The 14,323-nt window shown below is 66.0% G+C and carries 12 protein-coding genes and 2 tRNA genes; 5 read left to right on the top strand and 9 right to left on the bottom strand.

Going from position 1 to position 14,323, the window contains the following annotated elements; translation table 11 throughout:
• Window positions 1-12 precede the first annotated feature (12 nt).
• The 3 genes from ABD687_RS05560 to ABD687_RS05550 all read left to right on the top strand — a co-directional run bounded on the left by ABD687_RS05560 (window position 13) and on the right by ABD687_RS05550 (window position 2,919).
• Window positions 13-86: transfer RNA gene (locus ABD687_RS05560), tRNA-Met, on the top strand.
• A 223-nt stretch (window positions 87-309) separates the two neighbouring features.
• Window positions 310-383: transfer RNA gene (locus ABD687_RS05555), tRNA-Met, on the top strand.
• 868 nt (window positions 384-1,251) lie between these two features.
• A complete protein-coding gene (locus ABD687_RS05550) occupies window positions 1,252-2,919 on the top strand; it encodes a DUF2568 domain-containing protein (RefSeq protein ID WP_310292902.1) in 1,668 nt (555 codons plus the stop codon).
• Between the two features lie 59 nt (window positions 2,920-2,978).
• Here the strand turns inward: ABD687_RS05550 and ABD687_RS05545 are convergent, their stop codons facing one another.
• From ABD687_RS05545 to aroA, 6 genes are all read right to left on the bottom strand, one after another.
• Complete coding sequence (locus ABD687_RS05545) at window positions 2,979-3,419, bottom strand: fluoride efflux transporter FluC (protein WP_310292904.1); 441 nt, start codon at window positions 3,417-3,419, stop codon at window positions 2,979-2,981.
• Window positions 3,416-3,919, bottom strand: a complete 504-nt coding sequence (locus ABD687_RS05540) for a fluoride efflux transporter FluC (protein ID WP_310292906.1) — start codon at window positions 3,917-3,919, stop codon at window positions 3,416-3,418. The genes ABD687_RS05545 and ABD687_RS05540 overlap by 4 nt, the downstream gene beginning before the upstream one ends.
• A 23-nt stretch (window positions 3,920-3,942) precedes the next feature.
• Window positions 3,943-4,584 (bottom strand): metal-dependent transcriptional regulator, encoded by a 642-nt coding sequence (locus ABD687_RS05535; RefSeq protein WP_310292910.1) that lies wholly within the window; start codon window positions 4,582-4,584, stop codon window positions 3,943-3,945.
• The gene (gene hisN / locus ABD687_RS05530; RefSeq protein WP_264269228.1) at window positions 4,584-5,384 is read right to left on the bottom strand and encodes a histidinol-phosphatase; all 801 of its coding nucleotides are present in this window, start codon (window positions 5,382-5,384) and stop codon (window positions 4,584-4,586) included. The genes ABD687_RS05535 and hisN overlap by 1 nt, the downstream gene beginning before the upstream one ends.
• Before the next feature lie 115 nt (window positions 5,385-5,499).
• Entirely contained in the window at window positions 5,500-6,603 is a 1,104-nt protein-coding gene (gene rsgA / locus ABD687_RS05525) for a ribosome small subunit-dependent GTPase A (protein WP_264269229.1), read from the bottom strand.
• A gap of 4 nt (window positions 6,604-6,607) precedes the next feature.
• Complete coding sequence (aroA, locus tag ABD687_RS05520) at window positions 6,608-7,933, bottom strand: 3-phosphoshikimate 1-carboxyvinyltransferase (RefSeq protein WP_302265638.1); 1,326 nt, start codon at window positions 7,931-7,933, stop codon at window positions 6,608-6,610.
• A 432-nt stretch (window positions 7,934-8,365) separates the two neighbouring features.
• Between aroA and ABD687_RS05515 the strand changes: the two genes are divergently transcribed.
• Both ABD687_RS05515 and rsrA read left to right on the top strand, forming a co-directional pair.
• Complete coding sequence (locus tag ABD687_RS05515; protein ID WP_264269231.1) at window positions 8,366-9,019, top strand: sigma-70 family RNA polymerase sigma factor; 654 nt, start codon at window positions 8,366-8,368, stop codon at window positions 9,017-9,019.
• Window positions 9,019-9,285, top strand: coding sequence for a mycothiol system anti-sigma-R factor (gene rsrA / locus ABD687_RS05510; protein ID WP_264269232.1), 267 nt, complete (start codon window positions 9,019-9,021; stop codon window positions 9,283-9,285). The genes ABD687_RS05515 and rsrA overlap by 1 nt, the downstream gene beginning before the upstream one ends.
• A 129-nt stretch (window positions 9,286-9,414) precedes the next feature.
• Here rsrA and ABD687_RS20695 read toward each other — a convergent pair whose 3' ends face one another.
• The 3 genes from ABD687_RS20695 to ABD687_RS05500 form a co-directional block, all read right to left on the bottom strand.
• The gene (locus ABD687_RS20695) at window positions 9,415-9,489 is read right to left on the bottom strand and encodes a 50S ribosomal protein bL37 (RefSeq protein ID WP_372342882.1); all 75 of its coding nucleotides are present in this window, start codon (window positions 9,487-9,489) and stop codon (window positions 9,415-9,417) included.
• 102 nt (window positions 9,490-9,591) lie between these two features.
• A complete protein-coding gene (locus tag ABD687_RS05505; RefSeq protein ID WP_264269233.1) occupies window positions 9,592-10,197 on the bottom strand; it encodes a GDSL-type esterase/lipase family protein in 606 nt (201 codons plus the stop codon).
• A gap of 145 nt (window positions 10,198-10,342) precedes the next feature.
• Window positions 10,343-14,137 (bottom strand): multifunctional oxoglutarate decarboxylase/oxoglutarate dehydrogenase thiamine pyrophosphate-binding subunit/dihydrolipoyllysine-residue succinyltransferase subunit, encoded by a 3,795-nt coding sequence (locus ABD687_RS05500; RefSeq protein WP_302265639.1) that lies wholly within the window; start codon window positions 14,135-14,137, stop codon window positions 10,343-10,345.
• Window positions 14,138-14,323 lie beyond the last annotated feature (186 nt).

The raw sequence follows: 14,323 nt of genomic DNA, 5'->3' as shown, positions 1-14,323 counted from the left end.
TTGTTATATCGCCGCGGGGTGGAGCAGTTCGGTAGCTCGCCGGGCTCATAACCCGGAGGTCACAGGTTCAAATCCTGTCCCCGCCACGAATGAAGGACCCCGACCAGGGAAACCCGGTCGGGGTCCTTTACTCTTTCCTGATGGGTGTCGCTGGTGGAAGTTAATTTCATTGAAGTTGTTCCCCGATGCAGAAAAACGTTCCTGCGTCGCTGGCGTGGGTCGAACATGCTGACTGGAATGTCAACCATCGACGAATCCACGGCTCGATTAGGCGTGAGGGGAGCGCGCTGGTATCGTTGTATTTACCGACGCGGGGTGGAGCAGTTCGGTAGCTCGCCGGGCTCATAACCCGGAGGTCACAGGTTCAAATCCTGTCCCCGCCACAAAGAAACGATCCGTGGTCCTGATTCAGGACCACGGATCGTTTGGTTTAACAGCAAGTGCCGAAGCCCCGCGGACACACTGGCCTGTCGGTCCGAAGCAGGTGTTCTAGCTGAATGACCAGGCAGTCAGTTATTCGTCGCTGAGGGTTGAAGTTTCCTCGAAGTGATGGCCGGGGTGCGATGCTTCCGAAGTAGCGAATTCGAGTCTAAGGCTTGCACGTGAGGGTGGCCCGCCAGCAAAGAGAACGCTGGGCAATGGTGCTTCCCGGTTCATTTGCATGACGAGATGGAAAACCTAGTGGTCGTGACTCTCTCCAACTGGTCCGACCTGCGTCCCTTGAGCCGGATGTGAACGGTGTCTATGTCTGATGGTCCGAACTCAGGGCGCCTTTCGGGCCCCTCCCCGAGGTTCATTCGTCGTTTCCGGGCCGTGTTCCGGCGATCACATCTTGGGTCTGGTCGACGATTTGTATTTATTGGAAATGCAGTGTGACATGGCGTTTTGCCTTCCCGTCGGTCCGACGCAATAGACTTGGCTGGTAAATGGTCAGCTCGGCGTAAGTCGGGCTTTGTCGAGTCCATCTGAGGTAGGGCCAACATGCCGGAGCAGCCAACGTCGAAAAACGGTGTGCCAGCGAAGAACACCGTCCCAGTTGACGTCGCGAGCGATGCGATCGGTGGGACGCCCGGGGCCGCAAAGGAAGCGGTAGCCGCTTCGCCAAGCTCCCTTGCACGTTCTCCCAAGCCCGGACCGCCCAAGAAAAACCAAGTCACGCCCTACAACGTGCAAAAAGTTTCCAAGGGCAAGCCCGGCGGAAAAAAGAACTCCAATTCTGGAGCAGGAATAGACGGGCCTTCCCCGCGATTTGTGGCGAGCCCTGCCAAGCCCGTCGTCGACTCAATTAGCAAGACCAAGTCCGCCGGTGCCGTACCCGCTCCGGGTCTGGCGAAGACGGTGGCTCCTGCCAAGTCCGCCGGTGCCGTATCCGCTCCGGGTCTGGCGAAGACGGTGGCTCCTGCCAAGTCCGCCGGTGCCGTATCCGCTCCGGGTCTGGCGAAGACGGTGGCTCCTGCCAAGTCCGCCGGTGCCGTGCCTGCTCCGGGTCTGGCGAAGACGGTGGCTCCTGCCAAGTCCGCCGGTGCCGTATCCGCTCCGGGTCTGGCGAAGACGGTGGCTCCTGCCAAGTCCGCCGGTGCCGTGCCTGCTCCGGGTCTGGCGAAGACGGTGGCTCCTGCCAAGTCCGCCGGTGCCATACCCGCTCCGGGTCTGGCGAAGACGGTGGCTCCTGCCAAGTCCGCCGGTGCCGTGCCTGCTCCGGGTTCGGCCAAGCCGGTTTCGCCCGCTGCTCGGCAATCCGTCTCATCAACGGCCAAAACCCCGAATTCGTCTTCCGCGAAGCCCGGTGTCCGACAGGTTCCCACCAAAGCCGCGGCGGGCAAGAAGCCCTTCGTTGCAGCTGGCCCGGTCAAGAAGACGCCCGTTGGATCTGCGGCGCTTGCCAATCGACCTGACGCTCCGAACGAACCAAAGAAGAATGAGGTTGCCGGGCCTCTAAAGCCCGGGACGTCTCCTACCGCGACATCCGGCACTCTCCCGATTGCCAAGCCCGCACAAGCAGCACAGGACATTGGAAAAGCCACGGCACGGGATTCTTCGGCGGGCGACCGGCCCGCAGCCTCCCTTGATGGCACTAAATTGACCAGCGCTCCGCTGAAACCCGTTGGCGCGCCGACGGCCAAGCCTGGCGTTGCGGCCAAGGAAACGAACACCGAAAAAGCAAACGAAGCGTCAAACCAAACAGAATTCGAAATAGCGGCCCGCACCGTCTCTAAATCCACAAAATCTGGAAGCGCATCTCCCGCGGCACCCGAGACCGGTGGAAGCAACCCGGAATTCCCAGCTGCCAGGGCGGACTCGACCCCACCCGCCACCCCGGATACCTCGAAAACGGCCGAGACGACAACTGCCGATGAGGCGATTATTGAAGCAGCCGGTGCCGAGGAACCGACGAACCGCGAGCCGGCTGCCGAGCGCGATGAGTCGAATTCGTGGCCCGCCGAGGTCAACGAGAACGTTGGACCAGCCGACTCGTCGAGGCCAGCAGAAGAGTCCACGATTTCCGATGCGGATGCAGGCCAGGACCGTGCCGGAGCCGGCGGCGGCATCATGATGGCGCTGATGATCGTTTCGTTTATCCTGGAAGTCGCGCTATTGGGCGCACTGGGCATCTGGGCCATGACAATGCTGCCCTTCAGCCCCCTCGTGGCCGTCATCATCGCAGTGATGCCCGTATTCATTTTCTGGGCACTCTTCATGTCGCCAAAGGCAAACTTGCGATTGCCACAGCCATACCACGCGGTAGTGGCCCACCTGCTCTTTGCCACGGGTGCCGGATTGCTCGCCATTGCCGGTCAGCCGGTGCTGGCCGTGTGCATGGGTGTACTGACGGCTATCAGCCTGGCATTGACGGTGGCTGTCCGGGGCCAGAACGTGGAGAGTCGCAAGAAGGCCACCGGCCGCCGCGCTGCGCGCTAATGTGTGTGGCTCAGGCTAGGACCTCCGTGGAGAGTCCCGGTAGGGTCGCACGGTGGGTCTCAGGGCAGCAACGTCGCCGCGAGTCCTCCGAACACACCGGCTGCAAGCCCGGCACCGAAGGTCAGAGCAAGGTAGGTGAAGGCCATGTCGCGGTTGCCAGAGCGCCACAACGACACCGCGGCCACCATGAAGGTGCTCATGGTGCTCAAGCCGCCGCCGATGCCCAGGATCAATGCCATGACCAGTAGGCCCGGTACCCCGGACAGGCTGCCCGCGGCCCAGTCAACCCCGTGGTTGTTCGCCCAGGAAGCCGCGGCACCAACCAGGAAACATGCTGCGGTGTTCGCGGCCAAGATGCCCAGTGGGAAGATCCCGCCGCCGGATCCGGCCCTGCGATGCTGGGCGCCGGAGACGGCAATGTCCAGTACGTAGCGACCCAGGGCACCGATGGCGCCAGCCAGCGCAATGACCAGGAAGCCGCCCATGCCCCATGAGCTCATGGTGCACCCCCGCCGTCCGGATCCGCGGCGGGCGGCGATGCCTGAACTGACTGTGTCGACTTTTGCCGGCCAGCCAGGGCGCGCTCGACCCACCACATCGCTGCCCATGCGGCAGCAGCACAGAGTATCAGGGATACGACCAGATCCAGCGCGGCCCGGGCCGGGGTGGAACCCAGCGCAAAAAGGACCAGCGCCGAAAAGGTGGTGAAGGCCCCAAGGAATCCGGTGCCGACCCCAGCGCGCAGCCAACCTGGAGCGCGGCGGGTGATCTGCCAGTAACTGGTCAGCGCAGCCAAGGCAGCGGTGCCGGCGACGTTGATCGCCAAGGTAGTGGCCGGGAAGCCCGGGGCATCGGGGAACCAGAGTCCAAGCCCCACGCGCAGGGCTGCACCGCAGAAACCGCCCACGGCCACGGCAACCAGGTTTACTCCGTGGGCGCGCGACGTCGACTCGGCTGGCCTTGTGGTGCCCACGCCGGTTGGTCCGTTCGGTGCGCCCACGTCAGGTTCCCGTTCCTCGGCGGCTATGCACCAAGGGGTGCAGGAAGCACCCACAGCATGGTCGCGTCGATGTTGCTGAGCTCCGGGTGGGGCAACACGATGGTGCTGCCGGGGGAGATGCCCAAATCGGTGCACCGACGCAGCAGCTCCGGATCTTCGTCGCTGATTCGGCACAGGATCGCCAGGGTCGGTGATCCGTTCGCCTCGAAGCGGTCGAGCCGGATGGCCGGCGGCATCTCCAGGGTGCCGTCGGGGCCGGGGATCGGGTCGCCGTGCGGATCCGCTGCCGGGTGCCCCAGCCGTGCGGCCAGGGCCTCGATGAAGCGGGTGGAAACGGTGTGCTCGAGCAGTTCGGCCTCCTCATGCACCTCGTCCCAGCCGTAGTCGAGCTCATCGAGCAGGAACGTCTCAATCAGGCGGTGCCGACGCACCACGCTCAACGCAGCCAGGCGGCCGGAATCGGTGAATGTGATGGCCCCGTAGCGCGGGTGGACCATCAGGCCCTTGCCGGCGAGCTTGGACACCATCGCGGTGGCCGAAGCCGGGGCGACTCCTAGCTGTGCGGCAATGGTGCCGGTGGTGACCGGGTCGTCTTCCCACTCGGTCAGCGAGTAGAGCGCCTTGAGGTAGTTTTCCTCGCTGGAGGTCAGGCGTGTCGGGAGCATCAGCGGCCCAGGTTCAGGATTTCCAGTGCGGCGTCGTGGACCAGGCCGTTGCTGGCCACGGCGTTTCCACCGTTGCAGCCCTCAACGCCCTCGACGGAGGTGAAGCGGCCGCCGGCCTCGCGGATAATGGGCACCAGTGCGGCCATGTCGTAGAGGTTCAGTTCGGGTTCGCAGGCCAGGTCGACGGCGCCCTCGGCCACCATGCAATAGGACCAGAAGTCGCCATAGGCGCGCGTGCGCCACAGGGCGTCGGTGAGGTTGAGCATGTTCTGCAGCTGGTCGCGCTCCTTCCAGCCGGAGAGCGAGGAATACGACAGCGAGGCGTCCTCGAGCTTGGCCACCGAGGAGACTTTCAGCTTGTGGGCACTGGCCATGGAGCGGCCGGTGTAGGCGCCCATGTCCTTGGCCGCCCACCAGCGCCGGTTCAGCGCCGGTGCGGAGACCAGGCCGACGACGGGCTCACCGTCGTCGATCAACGCGATCAGCGTGGCCCACACCGGGACACCGCGCACGAAGTTCTTGGTCCCGTCAATGGGGTCGATGACCCAGTGCCGGGTGGACTTGCCGGTGGTGCCGAATTCCTCGCCGGTGATGGCGTCGCGCGGCCGGGCACGGGAGATGTGCGACCGGATGGCTTCCTCCGCCGCCTTGTCGGCATCCGAGACCGGGGTCAAATCGGGCTTGGTCTCCACCACCAGGTCCACGGCGTTGAAGCGCGAAAGGGTCAGGGCGTCGACCGAGTCGGCAATGACGTGGGCCAGGCGCAGGTCATCGTTGTAGGTCATGACATCGGTTTTCATACCCTCAAACCTATCCCACGAGGCGGCGGCAGCACTGCAAGATGTCGGTACGGCGGCGTCACGTGATGCCCGGCCGCACCGTGGTGTGGGCTGGGGCACCATCGGGCCCGCGCTGCTAGGCGGTGCCCAGTTCCTTGGCCTCTGCGGTTTCGTCCTGTCCGAGCAACCGGCGGAAGGATTCGAGCCGGGCGATGCCCACCGGGCCCGCTTCCCCGGAGGCGACCCACGCATCGAGGGCGCACTGCGGCTCGGCGGCCTTGTGGGTGCAGCCGCGGGCGCACTTGTTGGCGATCGGGACCAGGTCGTCGAAGGCGTTGAGGATGTTTTCCGGGTCCACCAGCGCGAGCCCGAAGGAGCGGATGCCGGGGGTGTCGATGATCCAGGAACCGGCCGGCGCGTCGTCGATGCGCAGTGCCAGCGCGGAGGAAGAGGTGTGTCGGCCGCGGCCGGTGACGGCGTTGACGTTGCCGGTGGCCCGCTGCGCCCCGGTGAGGGCGTTGACCAGGGTGGACTTGCCCACGCCCGAGTGCCCGATGACCACCGAGACCTTGGAGGCCAGATGCTCGCGCAATTCCTCCACCGGGGTGCCGGCCAGGCGTGCCGAGAGCCCGTCGGCCGAGCGTGCGTCGATGCCGGTGGCCGATTCGTCGGTGGTGCGCGAGACGACGATGTCGATGTCCAGGTGCCGGTAGTTCTCCAGGAACGGCTCGGGGTCGCGCACATCGGCCTTGGTGATGCACAGCAGCGGATGGATCCCCGCGTCGAAGGCGGCGACGATGGCCCTGTCGATGAATCCGGTGCGTGGCTCCGGGTTCGCTGCCGCCACCACGATGACCAGCTGGTCCACGTTGGCCACCACGACTCGCTCCACCGGATCGGTGTCATCGGCGCTGCGGCGCAGCAGGGTGCTGCGGTCCTCGATGCGCACCAGCCGAGCCAGCGTGTCGGGCTCCCCGGAGGTGTCGCCCACCAGCGCCACGAAATCCCCTGGCACCACCGGGTTGCGGCGCAACTCGCGGGCGCGGGCGGCAATCACGATCCGCTCCTCGGGGGTGTCCTCGTCGAGGATGGCCCGGTAGCGGCCGCGGTCCACCGTGATGATCCGGCCGATGAGCGCATCCTCGTAGGCGGGGCGGTCCTTGGTGCGGGGGCGTGATCCCTTTTTGTTGGGGCGGATGCGGACATCCGATTCATCCCATTCCCGTGCGTTGCGTGTCATGTGCTTAGCGTGAGGCCTTCCCGCTGGCGGCCAGCGTGGTCCAAAGTGTGGGGAAATCGGGCATGGTCTTGGCGGTGGTCGCGATGTCAACGACCTCCACCCCGGGAACCGCCAGGCCGATGATGGCACCGGCGGTGGCCATGCGGTGGTCGGCATAGGTGGCGAAGCTGCCGCCGTGCAAGGGGGCGGGTTCGATGAGCAGTCCGTCCTCCAGCTCGGTGACCCTGCCGCCGAGGTTGTTGATCTCGGTGGCGAGCGCGGCGAGCCTGTCGGTCTCGTGCCCGCGCAGGTGCGCGATGCCGGTCAGCCGGGACGTGCCGGTCGCCAGAGCGCAGATGGCCGCCAGCGTCGGGGCGAGTTCGGACGAGTCGGCATAGTCGATGCCCGAAATCTCTGCGGGACCCGTGAGCTGGAGCGTGCCGTCCTGGTGGTGCGTGATGCGCGCGCCCATGCGGGTGAGGATGGTGCGCCACTGGTCCCCGACCTGGGTGGTGGTGCTTGGCCAGTGCGGGATGCGCACGGTGCCGCCGGTGACCATGGCCGCTGCCAGGAACGGCCCGGCGTTGGAGAGATCCGGTTCCATGGTGCGTTCGAAGGCGCGGATCCTGCCGGGTTCGACCCTCCAGCTGCGCTCGTCGGGGCGGGTGATGACGACGCCGAGCTCGCGCAGGGTCTGCACCGTCATCTCGATGTGGTCCGGGCTGGCGATGCGTCCCTCCGCGGCGACGATCTCCACCCCGTGCGTGGTGCGTGGGGCCACCAGCATCAAGGCGCTGATGAACTGCGAGGAACCGGAGGCGTCGATTTCGATGCGCCCGCCTGCCAGGGATCCGGTGCCGTTGACCGTTGCCGGAAGCAGCCCGGGTTCCCCGTGCCCGGTGACCTGGACCCCGAGGTCGGAAAGGGCGGTGAGCACCGGGGCCATCGGGCGCAGGCGCGCGTGCGGGTCCCCGTCGAAGGTGAAGGAGCCGCGCGCCAGTGCCGCCAGCGGCGGGACGAAGCGCATGACGGTTCCGGCCAGGCCGCAGTCGATGTCGACCTGGCCCATCTGCGCCTCCAGGTCCATCGGGGTGATACGCAGCTGGACGGTGCCGTCGGGGGAGTCGACGCTTTCGATGCCGGTGCCCAGGGCGCGCAGGGCGGCGATCATCAGGTCCGAGTCGCGGGAGGCCAGCGCGTTGGAAATGCGCGAGGGCCCGTCGGCCAGGGCGGCGAGCAGCAAGTACCTGTTGGTCAACGACTTGGACGCCGGGACGATGACGGTGCCGTCAACGGGTTGTGCGGGGTGCGGGGCGTCCCACGTGGTGTCCATGGTGTCTTGGTTGCTCAACGGCTGCCTCCGGGTGTCAAGGGTGGGGGGTGTGCCGCGGGACGGGCGGCGGTGATTGGGGGAGTGGGAATGTGGGTGTCATGGTCGGTGGCGGCGCCGTTGCCGCCGATCGTTGTTTGACGGCCGTGTGCCGCCAAAAGCTTGCTCATCGGGTGCAGGCATTCGGTGCGGTGCGCGGCACCGGGGCCGTGCGCCGGGAAAATGCTTTCCCCCGTGGCCCCAATTCTAGCCGCAGGAGGCTACCGCCGGTGGAATAGAGTCGCGCCCTTGCGTGTTACCTCCTATGTGGCACGTTTGCTGCGTTGCGGAACGCAGAGGGCGGTGTCATGGGCAAGAGAACCAACCATGGCAAGAAGCGGAGGACTTATGGGAGTACTGCTGGCGGAATCCCCGGCCCCGAGCGAACCCCGGCTGCGCGTAGACTTGGCCGTGATGACCGAGAATATACAGGGCACCGACACTGTACCGGTAGCCAATGAGACCGAAGCACAACGGCGCGAGCGCTTCGAACGCGACGCGCTGCAATATGTCGACCAGCTCTACTCCGCGGCGATGCGCATGGCGCGCAACCCCACGGACGCCGAGGACCTGGTCCAGGAGGCCTACACCAAGGCGTATTCGGCCTTCCACCAGTACAAGCCCGGGACGAACCTAAAGGCCTGGCTGTACCGGATCCTGACCAACACGTACATCAACCTCTACCGCAAGCGTCAACGCGAGCCATTGCGCACCGGGACCGACACCGTCGAGGACTGGCAAATGGCCAAGGCCGCGGAGCACACCCCGGCCGGGCTGCGTTCGGCCGAGGTCGAGGCCCTTGACCACCTGCCGGACTCGGACGTGAAGAACGCGTTGCAGTCGATTGCCGAGGAGTTCCGGTTGGCGGTGTACTTCGTGGACGTCGAAGGTTTCCCCTACAAGGATGCCGCCGAGATCCTCGGTGTACCGATCGGCACGGTGATGTCACGGCTACACAGGGGCCGTAAACAATTGCGAGAATTGCTCGCCGACTACGCGCACGAACGCGGCATCGGTGCAGCACCAAAGACACAAGGGGCACCCACGCCCGGAGCGGAGAAGAAATAATGGGTGACTGCCATTCGCTGGGCGACTGCGACGACAATCGCATCGTCCGCCTCTACGAGTACCTTGACGGTGCGCTGTCGCTGAAGGATCTCAACGAGGTCAAGGCACACCTGGAGCATTGTGAGGAATGCGCCGAGGAGTACGACTTGGAGTGCATCATCCGCTCCGTTGTGCGCCGCAGCTGCCAGGAAATCGCGCCCGACACGTTGAAGTCGAAGATCATCACGCGGATTTCCGAGATCCGCGTGGAATCCGGCCACGCCTAGGGGCTACTGGCCCGTCCGACACACGTCAAAAGGGCCGGACCCCGGTTCGCCATCTTTCGATGGTTCCGGGGTCCGGCCCTTTCGCAGTTAACATTCCTGCCCGGTTTTCACCGGGCCGGAGGCAGCTGTTTAGGTGTTGGGGCGCTTGCCGTGGTTGGCGCCGCCGCGCTTGCGATCCTTACGCTTACGTGATCGTTTGCTCATGTGAGGACTCCTTTGTGATCTTGGTCCCAGGTTGGACTTCGTCCAGTCTGCCACACCCGCGAACCCGGACCCAACAACCGGTGCCGTCGCCGCGGGAAAATCTCAGCTGGCGCCGGGTTCCGGCAGCCCCAGCCAGGTGTACCAGCCGCGGTGCAGCACCAGCCAGGCCATCAGCCCGTAGCCTGCCTGCCCTGGCAACCCGCCGTTCACCGACAGGTCATTGCGCCACTGCGCGTGGTTCTGCAGCGGGGTGAAGGTGTCGACGTAATGGTGCTTGCGGCGCGTGGCCACGTCCGCGTACACGTGGGAGAGCTCGGCGAGGCGGGCGTTGCGCTCGGGATCCAGTCCCGGGGCCGGGCCCACGACCAGGGCCTTGATGCTCATTTGCGAGGCGGAATCCAGGATGTTGGCCAGGTTCAGCCGGCTGCGCGCGGTGGACAGGCCCAGGTCCAGGTCCCGGTCCGAAAGCGCGATAATCAGGCGGTTGTCGACGTTGTCGCCGAAACGGCGTGACGCCTCGTCGAACCAGCGGGTGCTCAGGGCCTCGGATCCCTCTCCGGGGGCAGCGAGCGTGTAGCTCTCGATGCGGACGTCGGTGTTCGAGGTGCGTGCCAGCACCCGGCCGTACCAGCCCAGGGCCCGCGGGTCCCCGTGTCCGGCCAGGAGCTCGTCGCCGATGGCGGTAAGTCGAATAGTGCGGTAATCCACGAATGACCTTTCTCAGGGCGCGTACCAAACAACACTAGCAGTCGGTTAAGCGACCTCGGGGCGGGACACCGTCAGTGTCCCGCCCCGAGGGAGGGTATTCACGCGCGGAGCCCAGCGAAGTGGACTCCGCGCGTGTCGTGCTGCCTTAGCGCGTGAACGCCGCGGTGAGCAGGCGGGCCTGCTCGACCTCGTGGCGCTTGTGCGTGCCGGTGGAGGTCGCGGCGGAGGCCTTGCGGGCCACCAGGCGAACGGGCTTGCCCAGCTCGGCGGGCAGGTTCAGCCCGACGAAGGGCCACGGGCCCTGGTTGGCCGGCTCGTCCTGCGCCCAGACGACCTCGGCGTTCGGGTACTTGGCCAGTTCCGCGGCGATTTCCTCGGCGGGCAGCGGGTAGAGCTGCTCGACGCGAATGATCGCGGTCTTGGTGTCGTTCGCCTTGGTGCGGGCGGCTGCCAGGTCGTAGTACAGGCGGCCGGAAACCAGCAGCACGCGATCAACGTCTGCCGGGTTCAGGTTCGCGGTGTCGCCAATGACTTCCTGGAAGGTGCCGGTGGTGAAGTCCTCGACTGCGGATGCGGCGGCCTTCAGGCGCAACAGCTGCTTCGGGGTGAAGATCACCAACGGCTTGCGCGGACGGGCGTAGGCCTGCCGGCGCAGCAGGTGGAAGTGGTTGGCGCCGGTGGAAGGCTGGGCCACGACCATGTTGTTTTCCGCGCACATCTGCAGGAAACGCTCGATGCGGGCCGAGGAGTGGTCCGGGCCCTGTCCCTCGTAGCCGTGCGGAAGCATCATGACCAGCGAGGAGCGCTGGCCCCACTTCTGTTCGGCGGAGGAAATGAACTCGTCGATCACGGTCTGGGCGCCGTTGACGAAGTCGCCGAACTGCGCCTCCCAGAGCACCAGGGCGTCCGGGCGTTCCACCGAGTAGCCGTATTCGAAGCCCAGTGCCGCGTATTCGCTCAGCAGTGAGTCGTAGATCCACAGCTTGGCCTGGTCCTCGGAGAGGTTCAGCAGCGGGTACCAGGTGGCGCCGTTGAGACGGTCGTGGAAGACCGCGTGGCGCTGCACGAAGGTGCCGCGACGCGAGTCCTGGCCCGCCAGGCGGACCGGCACGCCTTCCATGGACAGGGTGCCGAAGGCGGCGATTTCCGCCATGCCCCAGTCGATCCCGCCCTCGCGGCTCATCTTTTCGCGGCGCTCCAGGAGCACCTTGAGCTTCGGGTGGACGGTGAAGTCCTCCGGGATGGCCAGGTGGGCGGCGCCGATGTGCGCCAGGGTCTCGGCGCTGATGGCCGTGTCCCGCGGTGCGGCGACGGAGGCGTCGTCAGCTCGCTGGGCTGCCGGCAGCTCCAGGTCGTTGATCGCCGAGGTGCCCGGGGTGATGACGGGGATCGGGCTGGTCTGCGCGGCGTGGGTCTCGGCGAAGACGCGTTCCAGGCGCTCCTGGTAGTCGCGCAACGCCTGGTCGGCCTCGTCCTGCGTGATGTCGCCGCGACCGACGAGGGCCTCGGTGTACAGCTTGCGGGTCGAGCGCTTGGCCTCGATGAGGTTGTACATCATCGGCTGGGTCATCGACGGGTCGTCGCCCTCGTTGTGCCCGCGGCGGCGGTAGCACACCATGTCGATGACGACGTCCTTGTTGAAGCGCTGGCGGTAGGCGAAGGCCAGCTGGGCCACGTGGACCACGGACTCCGGCTCGTCGCCGTTGACGTGGAACACCGGTGCCTGGACCTGCTTGGCCACGTCGGTGGCGTACACCGAGGAGCGCGAATCGGTCGGGGCGGTGGTGAAGCCGACCTGGTTGTTCACGATCACGTGGATCGAGCCGCCGGTCTTGTAGCCCTCGAGCTGGGAGAGCGTGAGGGTCTCGCCGACCACGCCCTGTCCGGCGAAGGCGGCGTCGCCGTGCACCAGGATCGGCAGGACGTTGAAGTCCTTGGATCCCTCGCGGTCCTGCTTGGCGCGCACGATGCCCTCGAGGACCGGGTTCACGGCCTCCAGGTGCGAGGGGTTGGCCGCCAGGTAGACCTTGGTCTGGTTCCCGGCGTCGGAGGTGTAGGAACCCTCGGTGCCCAGGTGGTACTTCACGTCGCCCGAACCCTGGACCGAGCCCGGTGTCGCGGTGCCCTCGAATTCGCGGAAGACTTGGGAGTAGGTCTTGCCGGCGATGTTGGTGAGCACGTTGAGGCGGCCGCGGTGGGCCATGCCGATGGCGACCTCTTCCATGCCGGCGTCTGCGGCATCGGAGATGATGCCGTCAAGCAGCGGAATCAGGGATTCGCCGCCCTCCAGCGAGAAGCGCTTCTGCCCGACGAACTTGGTCTGCAGGAAGGTCTCGAAGGCCTCTGCGGAGTTCAGCTTGGAGAGGATGCGCAACTGCTCTTCGCGGGTCGGCTTGGTGTACGGGTGCTCCAGCTCGTCCTGGAACCACTTGCGTTCCACCGGATCCTGGATGTGCATGTACTCGATGCCGATGGTGCGGCAGTAGGCATCGCGCAGCACGCCGAGGATGTCGCGCAGCAACAGGCGGTCCTTGCCGCCGAATCCGCCGGTGACCCATTCGCGGTCCAGGTCCCACAGCGTCAGGCCGTAGGTCTGGATGTCGAGGTCAGGGTGGCGGCGCTGGACGTATTCCAGCGGGTTGGTGTCGGCCATCAGGTGGCCGCGCACGCGGTACGAGTGGATCAGCTGCTGGATGCGCGCGATCTTGTTGACCTGCAGGTCGACGTCGACCTGGTTGTCGACTGCCCAGCGGACAGGCTCATAGGGGATGCGCAGTGCTTCGAAGATCTCGTCGTAGAAGCCCTGTTCGCCCAGCAGCAGGGATTCGACCAGCTTCAGGAATTCGCCCGAGCCGGCGCCCTGGATGACGCGGTGGTCGTAGGTGGAAGTCAGGGTGATGACCTTGCCGACGCCCTGCAGTGCAACGGTCACGTCCGCGGCACCGCGGAAGGCTGCCGGGTACTCGAGGGCGCCAACGCCGACGATGGTGGCCTGGCCCTTGGAAAGGCGCGGCACCGAGTGCACGGTGCCGATGCCGCCGGGGTTGGTCAACGAGACGGTGGTGCCGGCGTAGTCATCCGCGGTGAGCTTGTTGGCCCGTGCGCGCTTGATCAGGTCCTCGTAGGTGTCCCAGAACTCGTTGAAGCTCATGTTCTCGGCGGCCTTGATGTTCGGCACTGCCAGCATGCGCGAGCCATCGGGCTTGGGCATGTCGATGGCGATGCCGAAGTTCACGTGGGCCGGCGTGATGGCCATCGGCTTGCCGTCGACCTCGGCGTAGGTGACGTTCTGCGAAGGGAAGAGCTTCAGGGCGCGGATCACGGCGAAGCCGATGATGTGCGTGAAGGAGATCTTGCCGCCGCGGGCGCGCTTGAGGTGGTTGTTGATGACCACGCGGTTGTCGATCAGGGCCTTGGCCGGGACGGCGCGCACCGTGGTGGCGGTCGGGACGGTCAGGGACTGCTCCATGTTGGTGGCAATCGCCTTGGCCGGGCCGCGCAACGGGGTGCGCTTTTCCTCGCCCATGGCACCGGGAGCGGTGGCCTTGGGGACCTGTGCGGGGATCGGCTGCGACTTGGTGGCCGGGGCCGGGTCGGCCGGGACGCGCGGGGCGGCGGCTGCGGACTTGCCCGCGGCGGAGGATTCAGCGGAGGAGCTGGGCGTGCTGCTGGAAACGTCAACGACGCGGGCCTGGGTCGCGGCGCGCGGTGCGCCGGCCGGGGTGGCAGCAGCGGCCGGGGCCGGCGCAGGAGTCGCCGCAACCGGTGCCTCTGCGGCCGGGGGTGCGGCTGCCTGTTCCGAATTGAGGGACGCGAAGATGTCCCACCATTTCTTGTCTACCGAGTTCTTGTCCTTGAGGAACTGTTGGTACAGCTCATCGACTAGCCATTCGTTCCCGCCGAACTCTTCGGTGAGTCGGTGGTGCGATTGATCTGGCACGGTATTACGCCTCTTCTCCCTGTATTTCCGTTTGTCCAAGCGCCGCCGAGGGGGATGACCACCAAGGGGCATAGTTCTAGACCTGCTTAGTAGTCTAGTGACAATTGGACCCCGGATGGGAACCAATGAGCCGGGTATCACATGCGCGTCGCCTTGAAGGGCCGGGTTGGGTGTCCCGATGACGCT

Source organism: Paeniglutamicibacter sulfureus (genome assembly GCF_039535115.1).
GTDB lineage: Bacteria > Actinomycetota > Actinomycetes > Actinomycetales > Micrococcaceae > Paeniglutamicibacter > Paeniglutamicibacter sulfureus.
This window is presented reverse-complemented; position numbering and strand designations above follow the sequence as displayed.